Annotated in this window: 19 protein-coding genes and 1 pseudogene; 10 read left to right on the forward strand and 10 right to left on the reverse strand. The window is 74.1% G+C overall.

Annotated elements, in window-relative coordinates:
• Nucleotides 1-108 precede the first annotated feature (108 nt).
• A complete protein-coding gene (locus KVS67_RS08135; protein ID WP_063189406.1) occupies nt 109-1,086 on the forward strand; it encodes a bile acid:sodium symporter family protein in 978 nt (325 codons plus the stop codon).
• 15 nt (nt 1,087-1,101) lie between these two features.
• Here the strand turns inward: KVS67_RS08135 and KVS67_RS14060 are convergent, their stop codons facing one another.
• The 3 genes and pseudogenes from KVS67_RS14060 to KVS67_RS08145 all read right to left on the reverse strand — a co-directional run.
• A complete protein-coding gene (locus KVS67_RS14060) occupies nt 1,102-1,497 on the reverse strand; it encodes a VOC family protein (RefSeq protein WP_228070611.1) in 396 nt (131 codons plus the stop codon).
• 9 nt (nt 1,498-1,506) lie between these two features.
• On the reverse strand, nt 1,507-1,962 hold the full coding sequence (locus KVS67_RS14065; RefSeq protein ID WP_231866301.1) for a VOC family protein: 456 nt from the start codon (nt 1,960-1,962) through the stop codon (nt 1,507-1,509).
• 119 nt (nt 1,963-2,081) lie between these two features.
• Nucleotides 2,082-2,561: pseudogene (locus KVS67_RS08145) on the reverse strand (ABC transporter ATP-binding protein); the annotation flags it as partial.
• A 165-nt stretch (nt 2,562-2,726) separates the two neighbouring features.
• Here KVS67_RS08145 and KVS67_RS14070 point away from each other — a divergent pair.
• Nucleotides 2,727-3,023, forward strand: coding sequence for a TetR/AcrR family transcriptional regulator (locus KVS67_RS14070; protein WP_231866303.1), 297 nt, complete (start codon nt 2,727-2,729; stop codon nt 3,021-3,023).
• Nucleotides 3,020-3,301: a hypothetical protein gene (locus tag KVS67_RS14075; protein ID WP_228070425.1), complete on the forward strand. Its 282-nt coding sequence runs from the start codon at nt 3,020-3,022 to the stop codon at nt 3,299-3,301. Before KVS67_RS14070 ends, KVS67_RS14075 begins: the two co-directional genes overlap by 4 nt.
• A gap of 13 nt (nt 3,302-3,314) precedes the next feature.
• Here KVS67_RS14075 and KVS67_RS08155 read toward each other — a convergent pair whose 3' ends face one another.
• From KVS67_RS08155 to KVS67_RS08170, 4 genes are all read right to left on the reverse strand, one after another.
• On the reverse strand, nt 3,315-3,581 hold the full coding sequence (locus KVS67_RS08155; RefSeq protein ID WP_020625619.1) for a hypothetical protein: 267 nt from the start codon (nt 3,579-3,581) through the stop codon (nt 3,315-3,317).
• A 370-nt stretch (nt 3,582-3,951) separates the two neighbouring features.
• On the reverse strand, nt 3,952-4,644 hold the full coding sequence (locus tag KVS67_RS08160; protein WP_036316208.1) for a response regulator transcription factor: 693 nt from the start codon (nt 4,642-4,644) through the stop codon (nt 3,952-3,954).
• A gap of 56 nt (nt 4,645-4,700) precedes the next feature.
• The gene (locus tag KVS67_RS08165) at nt 4,701-6,044 is read right to left on the reverse strand and encodes a sensor histidine kinase (protein WP_063189408.1); all 1,344 of its coding nucleotides are present in this window, start codon (nt 6,042-6,044) and stop codon (nt 4,701-4,703) included.
• 65 nt (nt 6,045-6,109) lie between these two features.
• Nucleotides 6,110-7,264, reverse strand: coding sequence for a nitronate monooxygenase family protein (locus KVS67_RS08170; RefSeq protein ID WP_217565233.1), 1,155 nt, complete (start codon nt 7,262-7,264; stop codon nt 6,110-6,112).
• A gap of 81 nt (nt 7,265-7,345) precedes the next feature.
• Between KVS67_RS08170 and KVS67_RS08175 the strand changes: the two genes are divergently transcribed.
• From KVS67_RS08175 to KVS67_RS08185, 3 genes are all read left to right on the forward strand, one after another.
• Nucleotides 7,346-8,800: an L-lactate permease gene (locus tag KVS67_RS08175; RefSeq protein WP_217565234.1), complete on the forward strand. Its 1,455-nt coding sequence runs from the start codon at nt 7,346-7,348 to the stop codon at nt 8,798-8,800.
• Between the two features lie 286 nt (nt 8,801-9,086).
• Complete coding sequence (locus KVS67_RS08180) at nt 9,087-9,752, forward strand: response regulator transcription factor (RefSeq protein WP_217565235.1); 666 nt, start codon at nt 9,087-9,089, stop codon at nt 9,750-9,752.
• Complete coding sequence (locus KVS67_RS08185) at nt 9,749-11,095, forward strand: sensor histidine kinase (protein ID WP_217565236.1); 1,347 nt, start codon at nt 9,749-9,751, stop codon at nt 11,093-11,095. The genes KVS67_RS08180 and KVS67_RS08185 overlap by 4 nt, the downstream gene beginning before the upstream one ends.
• Nucleotides 11,096-11,233: 138 nt before the next feature.
• Here KVS67_RS08185 and KVS67_RS08190 read toward each other — a convergent pair whose 3' ends face one another.
• On the reverse strand, nt 11,234-14,611 hold the full coding sequence (locus KVS67_RS08190; RefSeq protein ID WP_145951464.1) for a beta-phosphoglucomutase family hydrolase: 3,378 nt from the start codon (nt 14,609-14,611) through the stop codon (nt 11,234-11,236).
• Nucleotides 14,612-14,901: 290 nt separating this feature from the next.
• On the opposite strand from KVS67_RS08190, the gene KVS67_RS08195 reads away from it, so the two are divergent.
• A complete protein-coding gene (locus KVS67_RS08195) occupies nt 14,902-15,492 on the forward strand; it encodes a hypothetical protein (protein WP_063189420.1) in 591 nt (196 codons plus the stop codon).
• Nucleotides 15,493-15,508: 16 nt separating this feature from the next.
• Here the strand turns inward: KVS67_RS08195 and rlmC are convergent, their stop codons facing one another.
• Both rlmC and KVS67_RS08205 read right to left on the reverse strand, forming a co-directional pair.
• A complete protein-coding gene (gene rlmC, locus KVS67_RS08200) occupies nt 15,509-16,720 on the reverse strand; it encodes a 23S rRNA (uracil(747)-C(5))-methyltransferase RlmC (RefSeq protein WP_101967480.1) in 1,212 nt (403 codons plus the stop codon).
• A gap of 10 nt (nt 16,721-16,730) precedes the next feature.
• Nucleotides 16,731-17,339 carry a HEAT repeat domain-containing protein gene (locus tag KVS67_RS08205; protein ID WP_020628173.1) on the reverse strand — a complete coding sequence of 203 codons (609 nt, stop codon included), beginning with the start codon at nt 17,337-17,339 and terminating at the stop codon, nt 16,731-16,733.
• A gap of 120 nt (nt 17,340-17,459) precedes the next feature.
• Between KVS67_RS08205 and KVS67_RS08210 the strand changes: the two genes are divergently transcribed.
• From KVS67_RS08210 to KVS67_RS08220, 3 genes are all read left to right on the forward strand, one after another.
• Nucleotides 17,460-18,434, forward strand: a complete 975-nt coding sequence (locus KVS67_RS08210; protein WP_036384550.1) for an acyl-CoA thioesterase — start codon at nt 17,460-17,462, stop codon at nt 18,432-18,434.
• A 24-nt stretch (nt 18,435-18,458) separates the two neighbouring features.
• A complete protein-coding gene (locus KVS67_RS08215; RefSeq protein ID WP_036384548.1) occupies nt 18,459-19,727 on the forward strand; it encodes a phosphatidylserine/phosphatidylglycerophosphate/cardiolipin synthase family protein in 1,269 nt (422 codons plus the stop codon).
• 372 nt (nt 19,728-20,099) lie between these two features.
• The gene (locus KVS67_RS08220; RefSeq protein WP_036384546.1) at nt 20,100-21,503 is read left to right on the forward strand and encodes an MBL fold metallo-hydrolase; all 1,404 of its coding nucleotides are present in this window, start codon (nt 20,100-20,102) and stop codon (nt 21,501-21,503) included.
• Nucleotides 21,504-21,511 lie beyond the last annotated feature (8 nt).

Raw genomic sequence — 21,511 nt, forward strand, 5'->3', positions numbered from 1 at the left:
GCGGGAGCGGACGTCCAGAAGGGTCAGGGGCGCAGAAGATTCCGGAAGGCCGACGACGGCGCCGCGTCACGCGACGACGCACCGCGGTCGCGCTCCTACCATGACGGGATGACCGCACCGGATCCCGCCCCCACCGACGCCCGCCGCGCGGAAGACCGCTCCGCGCGCATCGCCGTCACCGTCTTCCCGCTGCTGGTGCTCGCCGCCGCGCTCGTGGGCTTCCTCGCCCCGACCGCCGCGAAGACGCTGCTGCCCCAGGTGAACCTGTTCCTCGGGATCATCATGTTCGGCATGGGCCTGACGCTGACCCTTCCGGACTTCGGCCTCGTCGCCCGCCGGCCGCTGCCCGTGCTGCTGGGCGTGGTGGCGCAGTACGCGATCATGCCGCTGCTGGGGCTCGGCGTCGCCGTCGTGCTCCAGCTGCCGCCCGAGCTCGCGGCGGGCGTGATCCTCGTGGGCTCGACCCCGGGCGGCACGTCCTCGAACGTGGTCAGCTATCTCGCCCGCGCCGACACAGCCCTCTCCGTGGCCATGACCTCCGTGTCCACGCTCCTGGCCCCGCTGCTCACGCCGCTGCTCACCCTGTGGCTGGCCGGCCAGTACATGGCCGTCGACGGCGGCGCCATGGCCAAGTCCATCGTGAACATCGTGCTCCTGCCGGTCCTGGGCGGACTCGTCGTGCGCCTGCTGCTGCGCCGCGTCGTCGACCGCGTGCTGCCCGCCCTGCCGTGGGTCTCGGTGGTGTTCATCGCGCTGGTGGTGGCCGCCGTCGTCGGCAACAGCGCCTCCCGCGTGCTGTCGGCGGGCCTGCTGGTGTTCGCAGCGGTGGTGCTGCACAACGGGCTCGGCTACCTGCTCGGCTACGGCGCGGCGAAGCTGTTCCGGCTGCCCACGCCCGTGGCGCGCACGGTCTCGATCGAGGTCGGCATGCAGAACTCGGGCCTGGCCGCGGGCCTCGCCGCGCAGTACATCTCGCCGGCGGCGGCCCTGCCGGGCGCCGTGTTCTCGATCTGGCATAACCTCTCCGGGGCCGTGCTCGCGATGGCCTACCGCCGTTCCGACGGCCGGCGCGCCGCGCAGGAGTGAGGGCCGCGGCGCAGGTCAGCCCTGCGCGGGCGGCTCGTTGATTTGGAACGTGGCCCCGGCGGGGTCCTGCACGGTGGTGACGCGGCCGAACGGGGAGTCCTGGGGGCCGTCCAGGACCGTGCCGCCGTGCTCGCGGATCACCTCGAGCGCGCGGTCCGTGTCCGCGACGGCGATGTACATGCGCCAGTACCCCACCGCGTTCGGCGGCAGCCAGGCCCGCGCGTCGCACAGGCCCGCGGTCGCGCGGTCGAACGGGTGGTTCGTCGCGTAGCGGGGGCCGTCGTGGGCCGCGTCCTCGGCGTCGGCCGCGGTCTGCGTGTCCTCCGGGGCGCCGTCGTCCCCCAGCGGGGTGGGCTGCCAGCCGGCCACGGCGCGGTAGAACTCGGCGGACTCGTCGAAGCGGGTCGTCATGAGCTCGAATCACACGGAGGTGCCGGGGGTGAGCGGCAGGTCATGGCCGGCCAAGGTGCCGGACTGCCAGAAGCCCACCACCTCGTGGCCCGGGCCCTCGGCCATGGCCATCACACCGAGGTCGCCGACGGGCATGGCGTCCACGAGCACGGCGCCGCCGTTCTCCCGCACGGCGGTGAGGGTGGCGTCCATGTCCTGTGTGCGCAGGTACACGGTCCACGCGGCGGGCGGGGCGTCCTCGCCGGTCATCTGCGAGAGCTGGTCGGCGTCCATGGCGCCGCCCACGGAGGCGCCGTCCTTGGTGATCATGCGGTAGTGGCCGAACTCCTCGCCGGAGTCGGTGAAGGACCAGCCGAAGAGGGCCTCGTAGAAGGCCTGCTGGCGGGCGAAGTCGGGGGCGGTGTAGTCGATCCAGGCGGGGGAGCCGGCGGGGGCGGCAGGGGCAGCGAGGAGGGTCTCGCTCATGCGGCTCAGCGTAGGGCGCGCCCGGGACCCCGTCACGAGGTCTCGGGCGCGTCGCCGGGGCCGCGGACCGGCGCCGAGCTGTGGGGCGCGGCTCGCACGCACCGCGCCCCGCCTGCTCACACCTCGGTGGAGGTGGCGGTGTCCAGGTTGCCGGTGGGCTCGTCCCCGAACACGACGCCCGGTCGGGTGAGCAGGGCGCGGGCGACGGCGACGCGCTGCTGCTGACCGCCCGAGAGCTCGTGCGGGCGGTGGCGCAGGCGGGTCAGGGCGGTGTCGTCCAGTCCTGTGATCTCCGTGCCGCCGATCCTCACGGAGCCCGAGGTCCGCGCGTCCAGCCCGGCCAGGCAGTGCAGGAGCGTCGACTTGCCCGACCCCGAGGGCCCCATGATCGCGGTGAACGCGCCCGAGGCGAAGTCCACGTCCACCCCGCGCAGGGCGTGCACCTGCGCGTCACCGCGCCCGTAGGCGCGGGTGAGGCCGCGGGCGCAGACGGCGGGCGCCGTCGTCGTGGTGGCGGACGACGACGGCGTGCCCGGCCCCGGCGCGACGGGGCCGGGGGTCGTGGGGGAGAAGGGGTGTGCGGGGGAAGAGGTGTCCATGGCGGCCACTCTCCCGCGCGGACCCGGCGGGGCGGATCGGAGGAGGGGACCACCTCCGCGGGCGGCGGGTCATGCCCGGGGATGAGGCGGGCCGGCGAGGCGTGGACCCGAGGGCGTCAGGTCCCCGCCGCCGGGCGGTGCGGGGTGGAGTGGGATGATGGGGACATGAGAGCCGACGCCCGCGCCAACCGCCAGGACCTGCTGGCGGCCGCCGGCCGTCTCATCGCCACCCAGGGGGCGGCGATGTCCCTGCGCGGGGTGGCGCAGGAGGCCGGGGTCGGCGTGGGGACGCTGTACCGGCACTTCCCCACGCGTCGGGATCTGCTGGACGCCGTGCTCGAGGACGTCGTGGCCCGCACCGGGGGATCCTGCAGGCCTTCCTCGACGGGGTGGGCGGGGACGGGCACGGCGGTGGGACCGAGGCGCGGTGGCGGAGGCTCGCGGAGGACCTGGGGGCCGTGAACCTGGCCTCGCTCGCGGCGGCCCGGGACGACTTCGACCCCGCCGACCGGCCGCCCGAGGCCCTCATCGCCGAGGCCGAGCGTGTGATCCTCGAGCTCGCGGACCAGGTGGTGGCCGAGGCGCGGCGGGCCGGGCTCGTGGGCCCGGACGTGACCGGGGCGGACTACCTGTTCGGCCTGCTCATGGTCACCCGGTCGCCGGAGTGCGCGCTGCTGGGCCACGGCCCGGACCAGCGGGGCTGGCTGCTGGACACGTACCTGCGCGGCCTGCGGCCCTGAGGGCGCGGCCGGGTCAGTCGCCCGGGGCGTCGTCCTCCAGGACGGGGCGGGCGGTGGCCCACGCGACGGCGCCGGCGAGCAGGCCGGCGCCCGCGGTGAGCGCCAGGCGGAGCAGCCCCTCGACCCCCGTGAACAGGCTCAGGCCCAGCATCACGACGGCGGCCGTCACCAGCGCCACGAAGAAGGCCACGCATTCACTGTCCCGCTGCGCCTGCTCGGCGGCTGGGTCGGAGGCGCGGGACGTCGTCGGGGTGGGGTGGTCCAGGATGCTGCCGGTCATGGTGCCTCTCCTCCAGTGCGCGTCGGGCCGGGGCGGCCATCGGCGCGTGCACCCCGGCGGCGGACCCGCTGCGGGGCCTGCGTCCAGCATCGCGGAGGGGGTGGGCGCACCGGCAGGGCCATGAGGATGAACCTCGGGGCGTCCGACTCATACCCAGGTATGACCTGTGATTGTGCTGGCAGGCGCCTGGGGAGTGGCTCAGGGAAGGGCCCCGCCGCCCCGGCCGACCGCCCCGGCCGACCGCCGAGGCCGGCCGTTGAGGCCCGCAGACACGCCGCTACGACGACGGCGTAGCGGCGTGTCTGCGGGCCTCGACGAGGGGTGGGGCAGGGGCTAGGGCGGGGGCTGCAGGGCGTGCCGGAACGGCGGGTCAGAACTGCACGAGGCCCGCGCGGTGGGCGATGAGCACGGCCTGCACGCGGTCGCGGGCGCCTAGCTTGGCCAGCACCCGGCCGACGTGCGTCTTCACCGTGGCCTCGGAGAGCACGAGCTCGGCGGCGATCTCCAGATTCGCGGCGCCCTGCGCCATGAGCACCAGCACCTCGTGCTCGCGCGGGGTCAGCGACGCCACGGCCGCCTGCTGCTCCTCGCACTCGGCGCTGCGGACCTGGTCCGAGCGCAGACGCGGGGCCATGTGCGTCAGGAGCCGGCGCGTCGTGGACGGGGCGATCACGGCGTCGCCCCGGTGCACCGTGCGGATCGCGGCGAGCAGCTCCTCGGGCGGGGCGTCCTTGAGCAGGAAGCCGCTGGCGCCCGCCTCGATCGCGTCGAAGGCGTACTCGTCCAGGTCGAAGGTGGTCAGCACCACGACGCGCGGGGCGTCCGGCCGGCGCAGCAGCGCGCGGGTGGCCTCGATGCCGTCCATCTCCGGCATGCGCACGTCCATCAGCACGACGTCGGCGCCCGCCACGGACACCGACGCCACCGCCTCGCGCCCGCTGCCCGCCTCCGCCACGACCGTCAGGTCCGGCTGCGAGTCCACGAGCATGGCCAGCCCGGAGCGGATCAGTGCCTGGTCGTCCACCAGGGCCACGCGGACGGGGACGGTCTCCTCAGAGCTCATGGGGTCATCCTCTCAAGTCGGGCGGGGTGAGCGGGCGAGACGGGGGCGGCCACCCCTCACACCGCCGAGTACGGCAGGTGGGCGGACACGCGGTACCCGGCCCCGACGCGCGGCCCCGTCTCGAGCGTCCCGCCGAACAGGGCCGTCCGCTCGGCGGCCCCCCGCAGACCCTGGCCGCTGCCCCGGGTGGCGGGGTCGGCGGCGGCGCCGCAGCCGTCGTCGTCGATCTGCAGGTCCAGGCCGTGCGCCGTCCAGGCGAGCGTGACGAAGGCGTCCGCGTCCGGCCCGCCGTGGCGCAGCGTGTTGGTGAGCGCCTCCTGCACGATCCGGTACGCCGCCAGCTCCCCACCCGCCGGCAGCGTGCGGCGGGGTGTGCCGGTCTCCAGCAGGGACACCTCGAGCCCGGACAGGCGCATCGTCTCCACGAGGGCGGGCAGGTCCGCGAGTCGCGGCTGGGGCCGGCGGCCCGGGGGCAGGCGGGTGCCGCGGCCGTCGGGGGAGGCGACGACGTCGGCGGCGGGTCGCCGGGCGTCGTCGTCGGTCACGCCGGGCACCCCGGCCACGGTCTCGCCGGTCTCGCGGAGCACGCCGAGCAGCTGGCGCATGTCCGCGAGCGCGGAACGGCCGGTCTGGCCGATGGTCTCGAGCGCGGTGACCGCGAGCGCGGGCTTGGCGGCGGCGGCGTACCGGGCGCCGTCGGCCTGGGAGATGATCACCTGCAGGGAGTGGGCGACGATGTCGTGCATCTCCCGGGCGATGTGGCTGCGCTCGTCGGCGGCGGCGAGCTCGCGCTCCTGCCGGGACTGCACCTCGAGGCGGTGGGCGCGGTCCTCGAGGGCGCGCACGGCGAGGCGGCGGTTGCGCACGACGTCGCCGAACGCCCACGCGGTGAGCACCACGAGCCCGCAGCCGATCGCCATGATGACCATGGCCAGCGGCTCCGCGGGGGAGCGGACGGTGAGGCCGTCGGGGGTGACGAACTGCGCCGGGAACAGCCACACCTTCACCCCGTTGGCCACGCCGCCGACCAGCCCCAGGAGGAGCCCGGCCACGGAGACGCTCCGGGGCGCGTTTGCAGCGAGGTTGTAGACGGTGAGCGGCACCATCAGCAGGGACAGGCTGAACTCGGGCCCGGCGAGCAGGTGCAGGACGGCCGCGGCCGTCACGACGGCGGCCGAGGCCACCGGGCGCACCCGACGCACGGCCCACGGCAGGACCATGCCGGCCCCGGCCAGGAGGGAGACGGCCGTCTGCCGGCCCTGGGGGTCCGGGGCGACCATCGGCCCGAGCGCGATCCACGGCAGCGCCACGAGCACGGTGAACAGTGCCGCGGCGGCCATCACGTCGGTGCGCACGGGGTGCAGGCGCGTCCACTGGTCGAGGCGGCGCAGGGGGTTCACGCGGGCCAGCCTAGGCCGCAGGCGGAGGGGCCGGCGTCAGCCCGCGGGATGATCCGGGGCGGTCCTCAGGGCGTGAGGGAGGCGAGGACGTCGACGGCCGGCGCCTCCCGGACCCGGTGCGCCTCGGTGCCGGCCCACAGGTGGACGCGTTCGAGGTCGCCGGCGGCCGCGGCGGCGGCGCGCAGCCCCTTCGTCAGGACGTTGACCTCGGGGTACGCGGCGGGGGCGTCCGGGTGCTCCGCCATGAACGCGGTGGCCAGCGACCGCGCCCACCGCCCCGTGTAGGCGCGGGTCAGGCCGGTGCGGGCCCGGCCGTCGTCAGCGGAGAAGCGTGTCCCGGCCGCACACGCCGCGACGGCGGCCCGGTGCGCCGCCGAGGTGCCCGCCTCCGGGGTGAGGAGGAACGCGGTGCCGGCCGAGACGGCGTCCGCGCCGGCGGTCAGCAGGGCGCGCACGTCCTCGGCGGTGCCCACGCCGCCGGCGGCCACCACGGGCACGGCGCTCGTGGCCCCCGTCCCGACGACGTCGCGCACCGCCGGCAACACCGCCGGCAGCTCGGCGCGGGTCGGCTTCGCGGCCGGGTCCGACGTGCCCCGGTGCCCGCCGGCGCGGTGGCCCTGCACCACGAGGAACGCGGCGCCGTGCTCGAGGGCGGCCCGCGCCTCGGTCGCGTCCGTCACGGTGGCTCCGGCCGGGATGCCCGCGGCGGCCAGCCGGGCGAACACGTCCGCGGCCGGCAGGCCGAACGTGAAGGAGACCAGCGGCCACGCCTGCTCCTCGGCGGCGGTGAGCAGGGCGTCGAAGTCGGCCCGTTCGGCGTCCGGGTCCGGGACGACGTCCGCGGCGGTGGGCAGGTCGGCGGCGCCGTCGGCCGCCAGGTCCTCCCGGTACGCCGCGACGGCCGCCGCCCGCGCCGACCGTGCCGCCTCCGTGCGCGCCGCGGCCGGGATGGTTGTGTTCACGGCGTCCGGGACGAACAGGTTCACGCCCCAGCGGTCCGGTCCCTCCGCGCCCAGCAGCGCGCGCAGCGCGTCCACCTGCGCGCGCATCTGCGCGGCCGTCCGCATGCCGCCGGCGAGGAACCCGCCGATGCCGGCGCCCACGACGGCGGCGACCAGCTCCGGGGTCGAGGGGCCGCCGGCCATCGGGGCCACCGCCACGGGCACGGGCGGGATCAGGCGGGCGCGGGTGACGTCGTCGGGGTGGGATGGCTGCGTCATGACCCCCAGAGTAAGGGGAGGGGTGTCGGCCCCACCCCGCGCCTACAGTGGGGCGCAGTACACGAGGAGAGGGGGTGCGCCGTGGAGGTGCTGCTCGCGCTCTCACCCATCCTGCTCACCCTCGTGCTGCTGCTCACCCGGCTGCCCGCGTGGGTGGCCCCGGCCGCCGGGACGGCCGTGGCCGTGCTGCTGGCCCTCACGGTCTTCGGCGTGGCCCCGGGCGACCTGGGCGGCGCGGTCGGCGCCGGCGTGCCCACGCTGCTCGAGATCCTGGCGATCATCGCTGGCGGTATCACCCTGTCCCGCGTCATGGAGTACTCGGGCGGGCACGCGCGCCTGGCCGCGTGGCTGTCGGCGGGCAACGGCCCCACGATCGCGACCGCGCTGCTCATGGTGCACGGCGTCATCCCGTTCCTCGAGACCGTGACCGGGTTCGGCGTCTCCCTGATCGTGGGTGTGCCGCTGCTGCTGGGTCTGGGCTACACGGCGTTCCGGTCCGCGCTGATCTCCGTCCTCGCGCTCACCATCGGCCCGTGGGGGTCCATGGCGCCGGGCACGCTCATGGGCGCCCGCCTGTTCGGCCTGGACTTCCGGGAGATCGGGGTCACCGCCGCGGTGTTCAACCTGCCGGCCTGCCTGGTGGCGGGCGTGGCCACGGTGCTGCTGCTGCGCGGGGCGCGCGGCATGCGAGTCGACGTCGGCCCGGCCCGGACACTGCCCTGGCTCGGCGTCGCCGTGCTCTCCGGGGTCGCCCAGTGGGCGCTGATCCTGGGGGCGAACCTCGTGGTCGGCACCGCGCCGGCGGGCGCCGTCGCCACGTTCGTGCTCACCGTGGCCTGGCTGCTCGTGATCCGCGGCGGCCGGCTGCTGCCCGGGCCGGGGCGGGACGTGGTGCCGTACCTGACGCTCATGGCCGGCACCGTGCTGGGCACCACCGTGAAGGGCGCGTTCGGGCTCGAGGGGGCGGCGGCCCTCGTGGGGACGCCGGCGCTGTGGGCGTTCGTGGCGGTGGGCGTGGGCGTGCAGCTGCTCCACCTCGACGCCGCCGCCCGCCGCCGCGTCCCCCGCGAGGCCGGGAAGCTGTGGGTGGGCACCGCCATCCCCAACGCGCTCTACGTGGCGTTCGGGCTCATCCTCTCCGCCGGCGGGGTCTCGCAGGCGCTCGCGGGCGCACTCAGCGGGATGGGGGAGTCCTACCTGGTGGCGATGCCGTTCCTCGGCGCGTTCGCCGGCTTCATCACGGCCTCGAACACCGGGGCCATGGCCCTGATCGGCCCCCTGCAGATGGACACGGGCGCCGCCCTGGGCGTCCCCCCGCCCTGGTCCAACGGCCTGCACAACGCGGCCGCCGGCTGGGGCATCGTCGCCGGGCCCGCCCGCATCCAGGTGGCCCACGGCATGGCCGCGGGGGCGCAGTCGCCGCACATGCCCGGCTGGGCCGTGACGCGGCGGAACCTGTTCGTGGTGCTGCTGCCGGCCATGCTCGCCGGGATCCTCGGCATGGCCGTGATGGGCTGGTTCCTGCTGCCGCGGTGACGCGCGGGGGTGGAGCGGGGCCCGGGTGGGGCGGCCCGGTTCCGTGGGCGGAAGCGGCAGGCCAGAGCGTTCCGTGGGCAGAAGTGCCCTCTCTTCTGCCCACGGAGGCGCCGGGGTTGTGGGTTCTGCCCACGGAGGCGACGGGGTTGTGGGTTCTGCCCACGGAGGCGCCGGGACTGCGGTGGCCGGCCGGGCGCGGGAGCCGGCCCGGTCCGCCCCGAGGCGGGGGCCGACGTCGACCTTCGGCGGACGCGCGGCGGCCTGTGCGCCGCCTACGCTGGGCGCCATGATCCGAGTAGTCGTGGCCGACGACCAGGCGTTGATGCGCACCGCCCTCGAGCACTTCGTGGCCCAGGCCGAGGACCTCGAGGTGGTCGGCTCCGCCGAGGACGGGGTCCAGGCCCTCGAGGCGGCCCGCACGCTGGCCCCCGACGTCGTGCTGATGGACATGCAGATGCCCCACATGGACGGCGTCGAGGCCACCGCGCGCATCTCCGCCGAGGCCCCGGGCGTGCGCGTCCTGGCGATCACCACCTTCTCCTCCGAGCAGTACCTCGTGCCCGCCCTGCGCGCCGGCGCCGCCGGCTACCTCGTGAAGGACGCCCCGCCGGCCGAGGTGGTGGACGCCATCCGCCGCGTCCACGCCGGGGACGCCGTGTTCTCCGCCCGCGTGGCCGCGGACCTGGTGGAGGCCGTCACCGCGGCCCCCGGGCACGCCGCCCCCTGCCCGGCCGAGCCGCTGGCCCCGCACGAGCGCCTCACCGAGCGCGAGCTGGACGTGGTCCGCGAGCTCGCCAAGGGCGCCTCCAACGCGGAGATCGCCGGCGCCCTGTTCCTCGCCGAGGCCACGGTCAAGTCCCACATCGGCAAGGTCCTGGACAAGTGGCAGGTCCGCGACCGTGTGCAGATCCTCATCCGCGCCGCCCGCGCGGGCCTCGTGGACATCGGATGAGCACCGCGGCGCCCGCCCCCGCCCGGTCTACGGCGACGTCGCACGGGTCCGCCGAGTCCCCCCTGGGATCCCGCCTGCCGGCGATCCTGCGCACGGAACCCGTCTCCCGGCACACGCGGATCGTGCTCTACGTGATCGTCGGGCTCATGGTGCTGGGGGAGATCCTCACCCTGGTGCTGGGGCCCATGGTGGCGGCCGGGCTGAGCGCCGATCCCGAACTCGTGGCCCTCCTCGAGGAGGACGGCGGGCTGACGGGTGAGGGGCGGGAGCCGCTCCTGCGCTGGGTCCTGTTCCTGGCGAGCGTGCTGGTCACGCTGCTGTTCGGGTGGCAGCCCACCCTGGCGGCGGTGCTCGTGCTGCTCGGGAGCACGTTCGGTCTGGTGGGCCTCGTGGAGGCGGACCACGCGCACCTCACCCCGCAGGCCTTCACCGGCGGGGTCATCCTCGGCGCCGCCATGGTGACGCGGTACTCGCACCGGGCGTTCGTCTGGTCCGCCCTGGGCGCCCTCATCCTGCTCACCGTCGCGGGCGAGCTCCTCACGGACGGCACGTGGTCGGACGAGGACGGCCTCAAGGGCGTCATGGTCGTCACGCTCATCCTCGCGCTGTGCGTGGCGGTGCCGGCCTTCATGATCCGCCGGTCCCGGCATCGGACCCGGGACCGCGAGGCGGCCCTGCGCCGGGCCGAGGAGGCCGCCGCCTGCGCCGCGGAGGCCGAGCGGCAGCGGATCGCGGCGGAGCTGCACGACGTCGTCGCGCACGGGCTCACCGTGATCTCGATGCAGGCCGCCATGCTGCCCACCCAGAAGGACCCGGAGAAGCGGGCCGCCGCGGAGAAGGCCATCGAGCAGGCCGCCCGGCAGTCCCTCGTGGACCTGCGCCGCATGCTCACCGCGCTGCGCGGCTCCTCCCGCAACGCGCAGACGGCGGAGGGGGACGCCGTCGTGGACCTGCCGGCCCGCCTCGACGAGTTCGAGGCCCGCCTGCACGCGGCCGGGTTCGCGGTGGAGCGCTCGCTGACCGAGCTGGAGGAGCTGCCGCGCTCCCTGGAGCTGACCGTGCTGCGCGTGGTGCAGGAGTCGGTGACGAACATCCTCAAGCACGCCCCGCGCCGCGGCACGGTGCGCCTGACCTCGGAGCTCGAGGGCGCGGACCGCCTCGTGCTGTGCATCGCCAGCCCCATGGACGAGGGCGAGCCCCGCCGGGACCGCGTGGTGGTCGCGATGGCCAGCGGCTTCGGCCTGGCCGGCATGCGCGAGCGCGTGGCCGTGTTCGGCGGCACCCTCATGGCCGGCCCGCTGGGCGGCTGCTGGGTGGTCCGCGCCGAGCTGCCGCTGCGCTGAGCCGGGGCGGCAGCCGCGTCCTCCCGTGTCCTCCAGCGTCCTCCCGCGTCCGGGGGCGAAAGTGGGCGGTATCCGCGCGGGATACCGCCCACTTTCGCCCCCAAAGGGACGGGGTGGGGTGGCCGACGACGGCGGCCCTCAGTCCAGCGGGACCGTCAGCTTCTCGCCGGGGGAGAGGGTGTGCTCGCGGCCGGCGATGATCATCGGCACGTCGTGCCACATGCCCTCGCCCGCGGCCACCGTCACCTCCCGCTGGGTCATGTGGATGACCACGGGCTGCTGGCGGAACCGGATGGTGAAGCGGGCGCCGGGCAGCTGGGCGGGCATGCGGGGGTGCAGCCGGACGACGTCGTCGCGCGTCTCGAGGCCCGCGTAGCAGCGGATCACCGTGTCCACGGTGCCCGCCATCAGGCCCAGGTGGATGCCCTCCTTGGTGGTGCCGCCCTGCGTGTCCGAGAGGTCCGACTCGAGGGCCTCCGTGAACAGGTCCCACGAGCGGTCCGGGTCCGTGCGGGCCGCCACCCACGCGTGCACCAGACGGGAGAGCGTGGAGCCGTGCGTCGAGCGGGCCTCGTAGTACGTGACCATCCGCTCGAACGCCTCCTGCGGCAGCTCGTAGCCCATGCGGCGCAGGATCCGGTCCAGCTCCTCGGAGGAGAACAGGTAGCCGAGCATGAGGGTGTCGGCCTGCTTGGAGAGCTTGTACCGGTTGGTGGCGTCGCCCTCGGCCTGCAGGATCAGGTCCATGCGGCCGATGTTCCCGTACTTGGCGCGGTAGGCCTCCCAGTCGAACTCGAGCAGGTCCTGGTAGCCCTCGAACTGGGCGAGGATGCCGGCCTCCTCGCCCTCCTCGAAGAACGGCACGGTCAGGCGGGTGCTGACCTCCTCCCAGCGCTCGATCTCCTCCTCGGAGATCTCCATGAGCTCGGGCAGGCCGTCGTCGATCGTGTCCAGCCAGCGGACCAGGCGGGCGGTCTCCGCGAGCACCCACGAGGTCAGCACGTTCGTGTACGCGTTGTTGCGCAGGCCGGAGCCGGGGGTCTCGGGATAGCCGTCGTGGAACTCGTCCGGGCCCATGACGCCGTGGATCTCGTAGCGGTCCGTGACGGCGTTGTGCAGGGTCATGGACATGAAGAACCGGGAGATCTCCACGAGCATCTCCGCGCCGTAGTCCGAGATGAAGGACGTGTCCTTCGTGATCTCGATGTACCGCAGCACCGAGTAGGCGATGTCCAGGGAGACGTGCCGCTGGTTGTGGGAGTTGTCCGGCATCCACATGCGCGAGCGCGGGTTCCACAGCTCGGTGGGCGTCTCCTCGGAGCCGTCCGCGCCGGACTGCCACGGGTACATGGCGCCGGCCCAGCCCGCGGCCTGGGCGTTGGCGCGGGCCTCGTTGAGACGCCGGTAGCGGTACATCAGCAGGCCCCGGGTGATCTCGGGGCGGCGCAGCGTGAGCATCGGGTAGACGTAGATCTCGTCCCAGAAGATGTGGCCGCGGTAGCCCTCGCCGTGCAGGCCGCGTGCCCCCACGGAGGCGTCCAGGTCCCGGCGGCGGCCGTAGGCCGTCTGGAGCACGTGGAACGTGTGCAGGTTCAGGGCGAGCTGCTGGCGCAGCGACGCGCCGTCCTTGCCCATCGGGACCGCGGACCCCACCGGGGCCGAGTGGCCGGCGTCGACGACGGGCGGCGCGTATTCGCCGCCGGCCTCCGCCGCCGTGGAGCGGCGCTGATGCCGGTACGGCTCGGCCAGGTCGATGCGCACGGAGAACCGGTCCCAGTTGGTGCCCCAGCGCTGCTCGTGCAGGGTCAGCAGGTTGCGGAAGTTCTGGGCGCGCTGGACGTCCTTCACCGCCGACTCCCACACGGAGGCGTTGGCGTGGTCGTGGCTCGTGGCGACGGCGGCGATCTTCTCCAGCACGAGCGGCACGCCCTCGTCCACGTGGAGGAGGATGTCCTGGCCGACCACCAGGTCCGAGCCGTCCACGGGGCGGCGGATGGGCTCGTGGTGGCCCACCGGCGCCACCTGGCGGGTGCGGGTGGCCACGGCCACGTGGATGCCGGACTGGTTGGTGGCGGTCTCGAGCAGGACGGTCTCGCCGTCGATCTCCCGGGCCTGGACCGGCTCGAGGTGCTGGTTGGCGAGGGTGCGGTCGTCGGAGACGTTGAGGTTGGCCACGCGGCCCTCGATCTTCGAGCGCACCGTGAGGTCCCCGGACCAGTTCTCCGCCACGACGGTCAGCTCGATCGCGGCGAGGTGCCGGTTGGCCAGCGAGGTGAACTGTCGGGTGTGGACCGTGGTGCGCCGGCCCTGCTCGTCCTCGAAGGTCATGGTGCGGGAGAGCACGCCGCGGCGCAGGTCCATCTCCTGGCCGTACTCCACGAGGTTCTCCTCGCCGGGCAGCAGCGGGCGGCCGTGGCGCGGGGTCACCACGAGCGGGGTCCAGTCCTGGATGTTGACCATGTGCTCGGTCTCCACGACCCGGCCCTGGACCATCGAGGTCAGCCGGTTGAACACCCCGGCCATGTAGGTGCCGGGGTAGTGGACGGAGGAGATGCGCGTGCCGGGCACAGCACCGCGGGTGCCCCAGTACCCGTTGGCCAGGGTGCACAGCACCTCGCGCGTGCCCTCGGAGGCCGGGTCGAAGCGGTCCCAGCGCAGCACCCACGCGGGGTCGAACGGGGTGGTGGTGCGGTCCTCCAGATGCAGGGTCCCGTAGTCCTGGACCACCAGGTGGGCGCCGGCCGCCTTGAGTCGGCCCTTGCCGAGCTCGGGCTCGCGGTCCACGCCGATCACGAGGCCGAAGCGGCCGTCCGAGGCGGCCTTCACGCCGGAGACGGCGTCCTCGAGGACCATCGCGTCCGCGACGTCGACGCCCAGCTCGCGGGCGGCCTCCCAGAACATCGCCGGGTCCGGCTTGCCCGGCAGCCCGCGCTCGACGGCGGTGTTCCCGTCCACGATCACGGGGAAGAAGTCCAGCACGCCGCCGGCCGTGAGCACGGCGCGGGAGTTCTTGGAGCTGGTGACCAGTGCGACCGGCACACCCTTGGCCCGCAGCCGCTCGAGGAGGTCCTGGGCCTCCGGGAACACGCGGACGCCGTCGCGCTCGAGGACCTGCTCGAAGTAGCCCTGCTTGCGCTCGGCGAGGGCGAGGACCGTCAGCTCCGGGGCCGCGTCCGCCTCGGGGGCGTCGGCCTCCGGGACCTGCAGGCCGCGGGAGGCGAAGAACGTGCGGACCCCGTCCTCGCGGGGGCGCCCGTCCACGTGGTGCAGGTAGTCGGCGGCGGCGTCGAAGGGACGTAGCACGTCCGGGTCCGCGGCGACGACGGCGGCGTTGGCGGGCAGCGCGCCCACGGCGGGCAGCGCCCCGTCGAAGAGCTCCTTCCACGCCTGCGCGTGCACGCCGGCGGTGTCCGTGATGACCCCGTCCATGTCGAAGATGACGGCGCGGTAGCGGCGGAGCCGGTGGCGGCGGGCGTTCAGGTCCTGCGGAGCGGCGGGGGTGAGCGTCTGCGACATGGGAACCAGCCTACGGGCGGGGAAGTGGGGCCGCACGGGGAGTGCCGCGGCGATGTTCACCGCAGCGAGCGCGCCGTCGTTCCGGCCGACCGCACCGCAGCGACATCACAGCGGTTCTCAGCTGCGGTGATGTCGCTGCGGCGCGGTGGGTTCCGGGAATAGGGTCGTGCCGACGGGGGGCGGAGGTGCGTCCCCCCGCGCGCCGGAAGCGTGGCCCGGGAACGAGCAGGACACACTCGGCGGAGATGGCTGGGGGGCGAAGGGCTCATGAACTGGATGAGGAGCAAGTGATGGATGCGAAGCCGACGCGGTTGCGGAAGAAGGCGACGCGGGAGGAGATCCTGGCGAGTCTGCCGGTGCAGGCGCGGGTGCGTCCGGCGCGGTGGTTGCTCCTGTGGCTGATCGTCGTGGTGTGCATCGCGGTGTTCGTGTGGGTGATCTTCCGGCCGCCGGAGGATGTCTCGGCCGGGTTCGGGGTGTGGCGTGTGGCGTCGTTCATCGGGTTGGCGCTGGCGTTGGCGGTGCTTCCCTCCGCGACGATGGGTCTGTTCCGGCCTCGGCATGTCACGTTCGATGAGCGACGGGTGTGGACGCGGGACTGGTCCGTGGACTGGGCGGACGTGAAGGAAGTCCGTGCTGTGGCGCCAGAGTCGGAGCACACGATGAAGGTGGCGCTCAAGGTGGACGAGCGGCTGTGGAACGAGGGTGGTCTGCGCAAGGCCAACCGGTGGGACTCGGGACGGCCGTTGCAGGGTGGCGGGTTGACCCGTGCGCAACCGCTCGTGCTCACGCAACCCGCGCTCGCGCCGTCGGCTCTGACGCTGCTGCAGGTCTTCGTCGAGTTGAAGAAGCGGAACCGTCGGGCGGGGAGCCCGCGGTGACGCGCCCCGGCCCCCGTCACCGCCGGGTCAGCAGTGTGAGCACCTCCGCGTGCCGGGTCTGCGGGAACATGTCGAACACCTGCACCCGCGCCACCCGATAGCTCGGCATCCGGGCCAGGTCCTGTGCCAGCGTCGTCGGGTTGCAGCTCGAGTACAGCACGGTGGGCGCGCCCGAGTCCTCCAGCGCGTCGGCCAGCTCGGCGCCGATGCCCCGCCGCGGCGGATTCACGACGACGGCGTCCGGGCGGGACCGCCGTTTCTCGAACGAAAGCGCCTCCGGAGCCCGCCGTTTCTCGAACGAAAGCGCGGAGGTGGCGTCGCCGGCGGAGAAGCGCGCCCGGTCGGCCAGGCCGAGCTCCGCGGCCGTCTCCCGGGCCGCGGCCACCGCCTCGGCGGAGGACTCCATGCCCCACACGTCCCGCACGCCGGCCCGGGCCAGGTGGAACGCGAACCCGCCCACCCCGCAGTACAGGTCCCACGCCGACGCCGGCACACCGCCCTCGGCGACCCACGCCGCCGCCGTCGCGTACAGCCCCTCGGTCACCGCGGTGTTCGTCTGGAAGAACCCCTGCGGGCGCAGCCGCAGGCCGATCCCGTTCAGTTCCATCCGCAGGGTCGGCCCGCCGGCGAGCACGATCTCCTCGTCGCCCTCGGGCAGGGCCACGTGCTCGGGCAGCAGGTTCGCGCTCACCACGGCGGCGGGTGTCCCGCGCGCCGCGAGGTCATCCAGCAGCCCCGGCACCGCCGCGCGCAGCGCGTCCAGCCGGTCGGCGGAGCGCAGCACGAACCGGACCATCGCCTCCCGGTCGGGGGAGAGCGTCACGATCACGTTCTTCAGCTCGCCCGTGCGGGCGGCGACGTCGTAGGGCTCCAGCCCGGCCGCCGTCACCGCCGCCGCGCACGCCTCGAACACGCCCTCCATGCCGGCCTCGTACAGGCCGCAGTCGCGCAGGTCCACGCCGGCGCCGTCGTGATGGCGGGGGTGCTGCCGCGGGTCCAGGATGCCCAGCCGCGGCGCCGCCGCCGACCCCGTGACCACGAGCTTCGCCTTGTTCCGGAACCCGGCCTCCGCGGAGGCGAACGGCTCGGCCACGACCGTGTCCGCATCGAGCGCGTCCGCCAGCGCGGCCAGGACCGCGGCCTGCTTGTCCGCGAGCTGCCGGGCGTACGGCACGCCCATCAGTGGGCAGGAACGGCACTCGCCGACGTCGAAGTGGGGGCACTGCACGGGCGTCGCCTCAGCCCTCGAGGCTGACCCGCAGGCCGGGCCGGTCCAGGCGGATCGCGAGCTGCTCGAGGGCCAGCTCGGCGGCCGCGGCCAGGTCCGCGTCCACGTCCATCACCATGCCGGTGAGCACGGGCAGGGCGGACTCGAGGTCCTCGGGGCGGGCGAGGGCACCCAGTGCGGACGCGGCCGACGCGCGGACCTCCGGGTCCGGGTCGGCACAGCCGGCCCGCACCGCGTCCACGAGGGTGCGGTCGACGGCGGCGTCGCGGCGCAGCGAGCCGGCGCGGGAGGCGAGCACGAGGTGGGCCGCCGAGCGGACGTCCGCCTCGGGAGCGGTGAGCGCCCCGGTCAGGGCGGGCAGCGCGCTGCGGTGCCACGCGTGCATCAGGGCCAGGGCGCCGGTCGCGGCGGGGCTGAGGTCGCCGTCGTCGCCGGTGAGGGCGCGGGCGGCGCCCGAGGTGACGTCATCGGGAGTGGCCGCGCCGGTCATCAGGCGCACCGCCAGCCCGGCGACGGCGGCCTCCCCGCGCTCGGCGACGGCGGCCTCGGTGCGGCGGCGCAGGCGGTCGTGCGGGGTCTGGGGCTCCGCGGGCAGGGGGAGACGGTCGAAGGCGGTCATGGGTCCATTGTCCCCCGTGCACGGACCCGCTTGGGGCGCGGCCGAGAGGTTCCCCGCAGACTCCTGGACGGGGCGTGACCGGCCGCACAGGGCCCGGACTCGGGTGATACGTTCGACGGCATGAGACCACCCGGAGCCCTCGCCCTTGAATTCCGGGCGGACAGCTTCGACCATCCCACCGGCCTGGTGGACGCCGGCACCGTCATCTCCTGGATCGAGAAGGCCGGCTACGCCGTCGCGGCGAGCTGGGCCGGGACGTTCGTGCGTGCCCGCTACATGGGGCACACCCAGTTCCGCCACCCCGTGCCGGTGGACCGCCGTGCCGTGGTGCAGGCGCGCGTGGTCCACACGGACGGCGCCGAGGTGCACGTCCAGACCCGCCTGCTGCTGCCGGAGATCCGCGACGACGACGGCGACCCCGTGGTCGCCACCTCGTCCCTCGTGGTCTACGCCGCGGAGGAGGACGGGGTGCGCGTGACCGTGCCGGTCTGGGAGCCCTCGACCCCCGGCCAGATCGAGCGCGACGAACAGGCCCGCCGCTCCACCGTGGCCCGCCGCGCCGTCGAGCGTGGCATGGCCCGACTGCCGTTCCCCGCGCCCGGGGAGGCCCCCGAGGAGATGAGCACCCTCGCGTTCCTGGCCCCCAACGCGGAGGCCACCGTGGGCGGCACCATCAATGCGGGCGCGATCCTGCGCTGGGTGGACGAGGCGGCCGCCGTCTGCGCCGCCCGCTGGACCGGACATGAATCCGTGGTCGCGGTGTTCGGCGGCGGTGTGCGCTTCGTGCGGAACATCCACGTGGGCGACCTCGTGCGCGTGGAGGCCCTCCTGGTGAACACCACGGAGCGGTCCATGCATGTGGCGCTGCGCGTCTACGCGAGCCGACGCACCGGGGCGGAGTCCCGCCTGGTGGCACACTCGATCGCCGTCATGGTGGACGTCTCCGCGGAGGACCAGGCCCAGCGGGTGCGGCAGTACATCCCCGAGAGCGAGAGCGCCCGGAGGCTGCAGGAGACGGCGATCGAACTCGTGCGCATGCGCTCCGAGGTGAGCGCGGCCTGGACCGAGATGCGCCGCTCGACCGATCCGCGCTGACGGGGCCCTGAGTAGACTGAGCGAATGCGTCGACCGTCCCTGCCGTCCCTGTCCCGCCTGCCGGTCCGTCGTCTCCTCCGGGGAGCGGCCGTGGCCGCGGGCGTCGGTCTCGTGGGACTGCCGCTGACGGTCGCCGCCGGGCTCACCGGCGTGGACATGGTCAAGCGCGGCGGCCGAGTGCGCCGACCCGCGCCGAACCCCGGCGTGTTTGACGCCCACGTGGAGGGCTCCGAGCTGCGCATCTTCACCTCGGGTGAGGACCTCTACAAGGAGATGATCGCCGCGATCGACGGAGCGCAGCGGATCATCAAGTTCGAGACCTTCATCTGGAAGGACGACCCCACGGGCCAGCGGTTCATGGACGCCTTCAACCGGGCGGCCGCGCGCGGCGTGGAGGTCTACGTCTCCTACGACGGGTTCGGGAACCTCGTGGTCCCGCCCCGCTTCTACCGTCAGCTGGACCCGCGCATCCACGTGTTCCGGCTGCCGGCCTTCGCCCGCCCGATCTGGCGAGGCGTGGTCCGGCACAGCGGGTTCAACCACTCGAAGATCATGGTGGTGGACGACGAGGTCGGCTTCGCCGGCGGCTTCAACATCGGCGACGACTACGCCCGCCTGTGGCGGGACACCCACGTGCGTGAGCGCGGCCCGGCGGTGTGGGCGCTGGGCCAGTCGATCTCCATCAAGTGGAACGCCCACCACCGCGCGGGCGAGCAGATGTCCTGGCGCCCCCCGGACACGTGGGACCCGCGCATCACCGTGGCCGCGAACCAACCGCCGCTGCTGGTCTACCCGATCCGGCTGAGCTACCTCGACGCCATCCAGCGGGCGCAGCACCGCATCCTCATCAACACGCCGTACTTCATCCCGGACCAGCAGGTCCTCGAGGCGCTGCTGCACGCGGCCCGGCGGGGGGTGGACGTGCAGGTGATGGTGCCGGAGGACTCCAACCACATCGTGGCGGACTGGGCCTCGCGCGGCTTCTTCGGGAAGATGCTCGAGGCCGGCATCACGATCCTGCTGTACAGGGCCAGCATGATCCACGCGAAGACCGCCACCGTGGACGGCATCTGGTCCACCGTGGGCTCGGCCAACGTCGACCGCCTCTCCCTGGGCTTCAACTACGAGTCCAACGTGGTGGTCGTGGACCGCGACTTCGCCGCCCGGATGGAGGAGATCTTCGCTCTCGACGCCCAGCGGGCCGTCCGGATCGACACCCCGCGCTGGAAGGACCGTCACCGCCTCGCCCGCGTGGTCGAGGTCCTCCTGGTCCCGCTGCGTCCCCTGCTCTGAGGGGCCCGGGCGCTGAGCCAGACGTTTCTGCGGTTCTGACGCCCGATCCGCAGCGGAATCATCTGGCTCACGCTCCCCGCCGCGCGAGCCAGACGTTTCTGCAGTTCTGACGCCCGATCCGCAGCGGAATCATCTGGCTCACGCCCCCCGCCGCGTGAGCCAGACGTTTCTGCCGTTCTGACGCCCGATCCGCAGCGGAATCATCTGGCTCACGCCCCCTGGCGACGTCTCCCGACCGTGCCGTCCCTTCCCGTCGCCGCCCGGGCTCACCCTCTCTCTTGCATACCCCTGGGGGTATACCCTACGCTCGTTCTCGACATACCCCAGGGGGTATCGGATGGACATCGAGACCCCCCGACCCGGAGGAGAACCATGCTGCTCGAGCGCATCTACGACGAGGACCTCGCCCAGGCCAGCTACGTGATCGGCTGCCAGGCGAAGAACGAGGCGATGGTGGTGGACCCCCGCCGCGACATCCAGGTGTACCTGGACCTGGCCGCCAAGAACGGCATGACCATCACCCACGTGACCGAGACCCACATCCACGCGGACTACCTCTCCGGCACCCGCGAGCTGGCCCACGCCACCGGCGCCCAGATCCACCTGTCCGGCGAGGGCGGCGAGGACTGGGCCTACGGCTTCGAGGGCAACCTCCTCAAGGACGGCGACACGGTGACGCTCGGCAACATCACCGTCGAGGCCGTGCACACCCCGGGCCACACCCCCGAGCACCTGTCCTTCCTCGTCACCGACGGCGCCTTCGCGGACGCCCCGGGCTACATGCTCACCGGCGACTTCGTGTTCTCCGGCGACCTCGGCCGCCCGGACCTGCTGGACGAGGCCGCCGGCGGCGTCGACACCCGCTTCGAGGGCGCCCAGCAGCTCTTCGCCTCCCTCAAGGCGAAGTTCCTGACCCTCCCGGACCACGTGCAGGTGTTCCCGGCCCACGGCGCCGGCTCCGCCTGCGGCAAGGCACTCGGCGCGCTGCCCTCCACCACGGTCGGCTACGAGCGCAAGTACGCGTGGTGGTCCGACTACCTGAAGAACGACGACGAGCAGGGCTTCATCGACGAGCTGCTCGACGGCCAGCCCGACGCCCACGCCTACTTCGCCCGCATGAAGCGCCAGAACAAGCAGGGGCCAGCCATCCTGGGCGAGCTGCCCGAGCTCGAGGAGCTGGACGCCGGGGGCGTGCAGGCGACGCTCGCCGAGGGCGCCGTGTTCGCGGACACCCGCGGTGTGGACGAGATCCTCGCCGGCACCGTGCCGGGCGCGCTGGCCTTTCCGTCCCGCGGCAAGGTCGCCACGCACGCCGGCTGGGCCTACGACCCGGAGAGCGACGACGCCGCCCTCGTCCTGCTCGCCGAGGACCGCGAGGACGCGCACACGATGCGCGACCACATGATCCGCGTGGGCGTCGACGCCGCCGCCGCGTTCACCACCTCCGTGGACGGCCTCACGTTGGAGCCGGTGCCCACCGTGCAGGCCGACGAGCTGCGGTCCCGCATCGAGGCCGGCGAGGTCGGCGCGGAGCAGGACACCGTGCTGGTGGACGTGCGCAACAAGACCGAGTTCTCCCACGGCACCGTGGCGGACGCCCGGCAGCTGAACGCCGGCAAGGTGCTCTTCCACCAGGAGGAGCTGCCGAAGGACAAGACCCTGGTGACCTTCTGCCAGTCCGGCCTGCGCAACATCGTGGCCGCCCAGGCGCTGCGCCGCGCCGGGTTCGACGTGATCGAGCTCGAGGGCAGCTACGCCGCCTGGCAGCAGTCCTGACACACCCC

The sequence above is a fragment of the Micrococcus sp. GbtcB5 genome (genome assembly GCF_019091605.1).
Taxonomy (GTDB): Bacteria; Actinomycetota; Actinomycetes; order Actinomycetales; family Micrococcaceae; genus Micrococcus; species Micrococcus luteus.

Coding starts and splice junctions, on each gene's coding strand:
- KVS67_RS08220 (WP_036384546.1), top strand. CDS start 20,100: ATGCTGCTCGAGCGCATCTACGACGAGGACCTCGCCCAGGCCAGCTAC.
- KVS67_RS08180 (WP_217565235.1), top strand. CDS start 9,087: ATGATCCGAGTAGTCGTGGCCGACGACCAGGCGTTGATGCGCACCGCC.
- KVS67_RS08195 (WP_063189420.1), top strand. CDS start 14,902: ATGGATGCGAAGCCGACGCGGTTGCGGAAGAAGGCGACGCGGGAGGAG.
- KVS67_RS08190 (WP_145951464.1), bottom strand. CDS start 14,611: ATGTCGCAGACGCTCACCCCCGCCGCTCCGCAGGACCTGAACGCCCGC.
- KVS67_RS08160 (WP_036316208.1), bottom strand. CDS start 4,644: ATGAGCTCTGAGGAGACCGTCCCCGTCCGCGTGGCCCTGGTGGACGAC.
- KVS67_RS14065 (WP_231866301.1), bottom strand. CDS start 1,962: ATGAGCGAGACCCTCCTCGCTGCCCCTGCCGCCCCCGCCGGCTCCCCC.
- KVS67_RS08135 (WP_063189406.1), top strand. CDS start 109: ATGACCGCACCGGATCCCGCCCCCACCGACGCCCGCCGCGCGGAAGAC.
- KVS67_RS08215 (WP_036384548.1), top strand. CDS start 18,459: ATGCGTCGACCGTCCCTGCCGTCCCTGTCCCGCCTGCCGGTCCGTCGT.
- KVS67_RS14060 (WP_228070611.1), bottom strand. CDS start 1,497: ATGACGACCCGCTTCGACGAGTCCGCCGAGTTCTACCGCGCCGTGGCC.
- KVS67_RS08185 (WP_217565236.1), top strand. CDS start 9,749: ATGAGCACCGCGGCGCCCGCCCCCGCCCGGTCTACGGCGACGTCGCAC.
- KVS67_RS08170 (WP_217565233.1), bottom strand. CDS start 7,264: ATGACGCAGCCATCCCACCCCGACGACGTCACCCGCGCCCGCCTGATC.
- KVS67_RS14070 (WP_231866303.1), top strand. CDS start 2,727: ATGAGAGCCGACGCCCGCGCCAACCGCCAGGACCTGCTGGCGGCCGCC.
- KVS67_RS08155 (WP_020625619.1), bottom strand. CDS start 3,581: ATGACCGGCAGCATCCTGGACCACCCCACCCCGACGACGTCCCGCGCC.
- KVS67_RS08210 (WP_036384550.1), top strand. CDS start 17,460: ATGAGACCACCCGGAGCCCTCGCCCTTGAATTCCGGGCGGACAGCTTC.
- KVS67_RS08205 (WP_020628173.1), bottom strand. CDS start 17,339: ATGACCGCCTTCGACCGTCTCCCCCTGCCCGCGGAGCCCCAGACCCCG.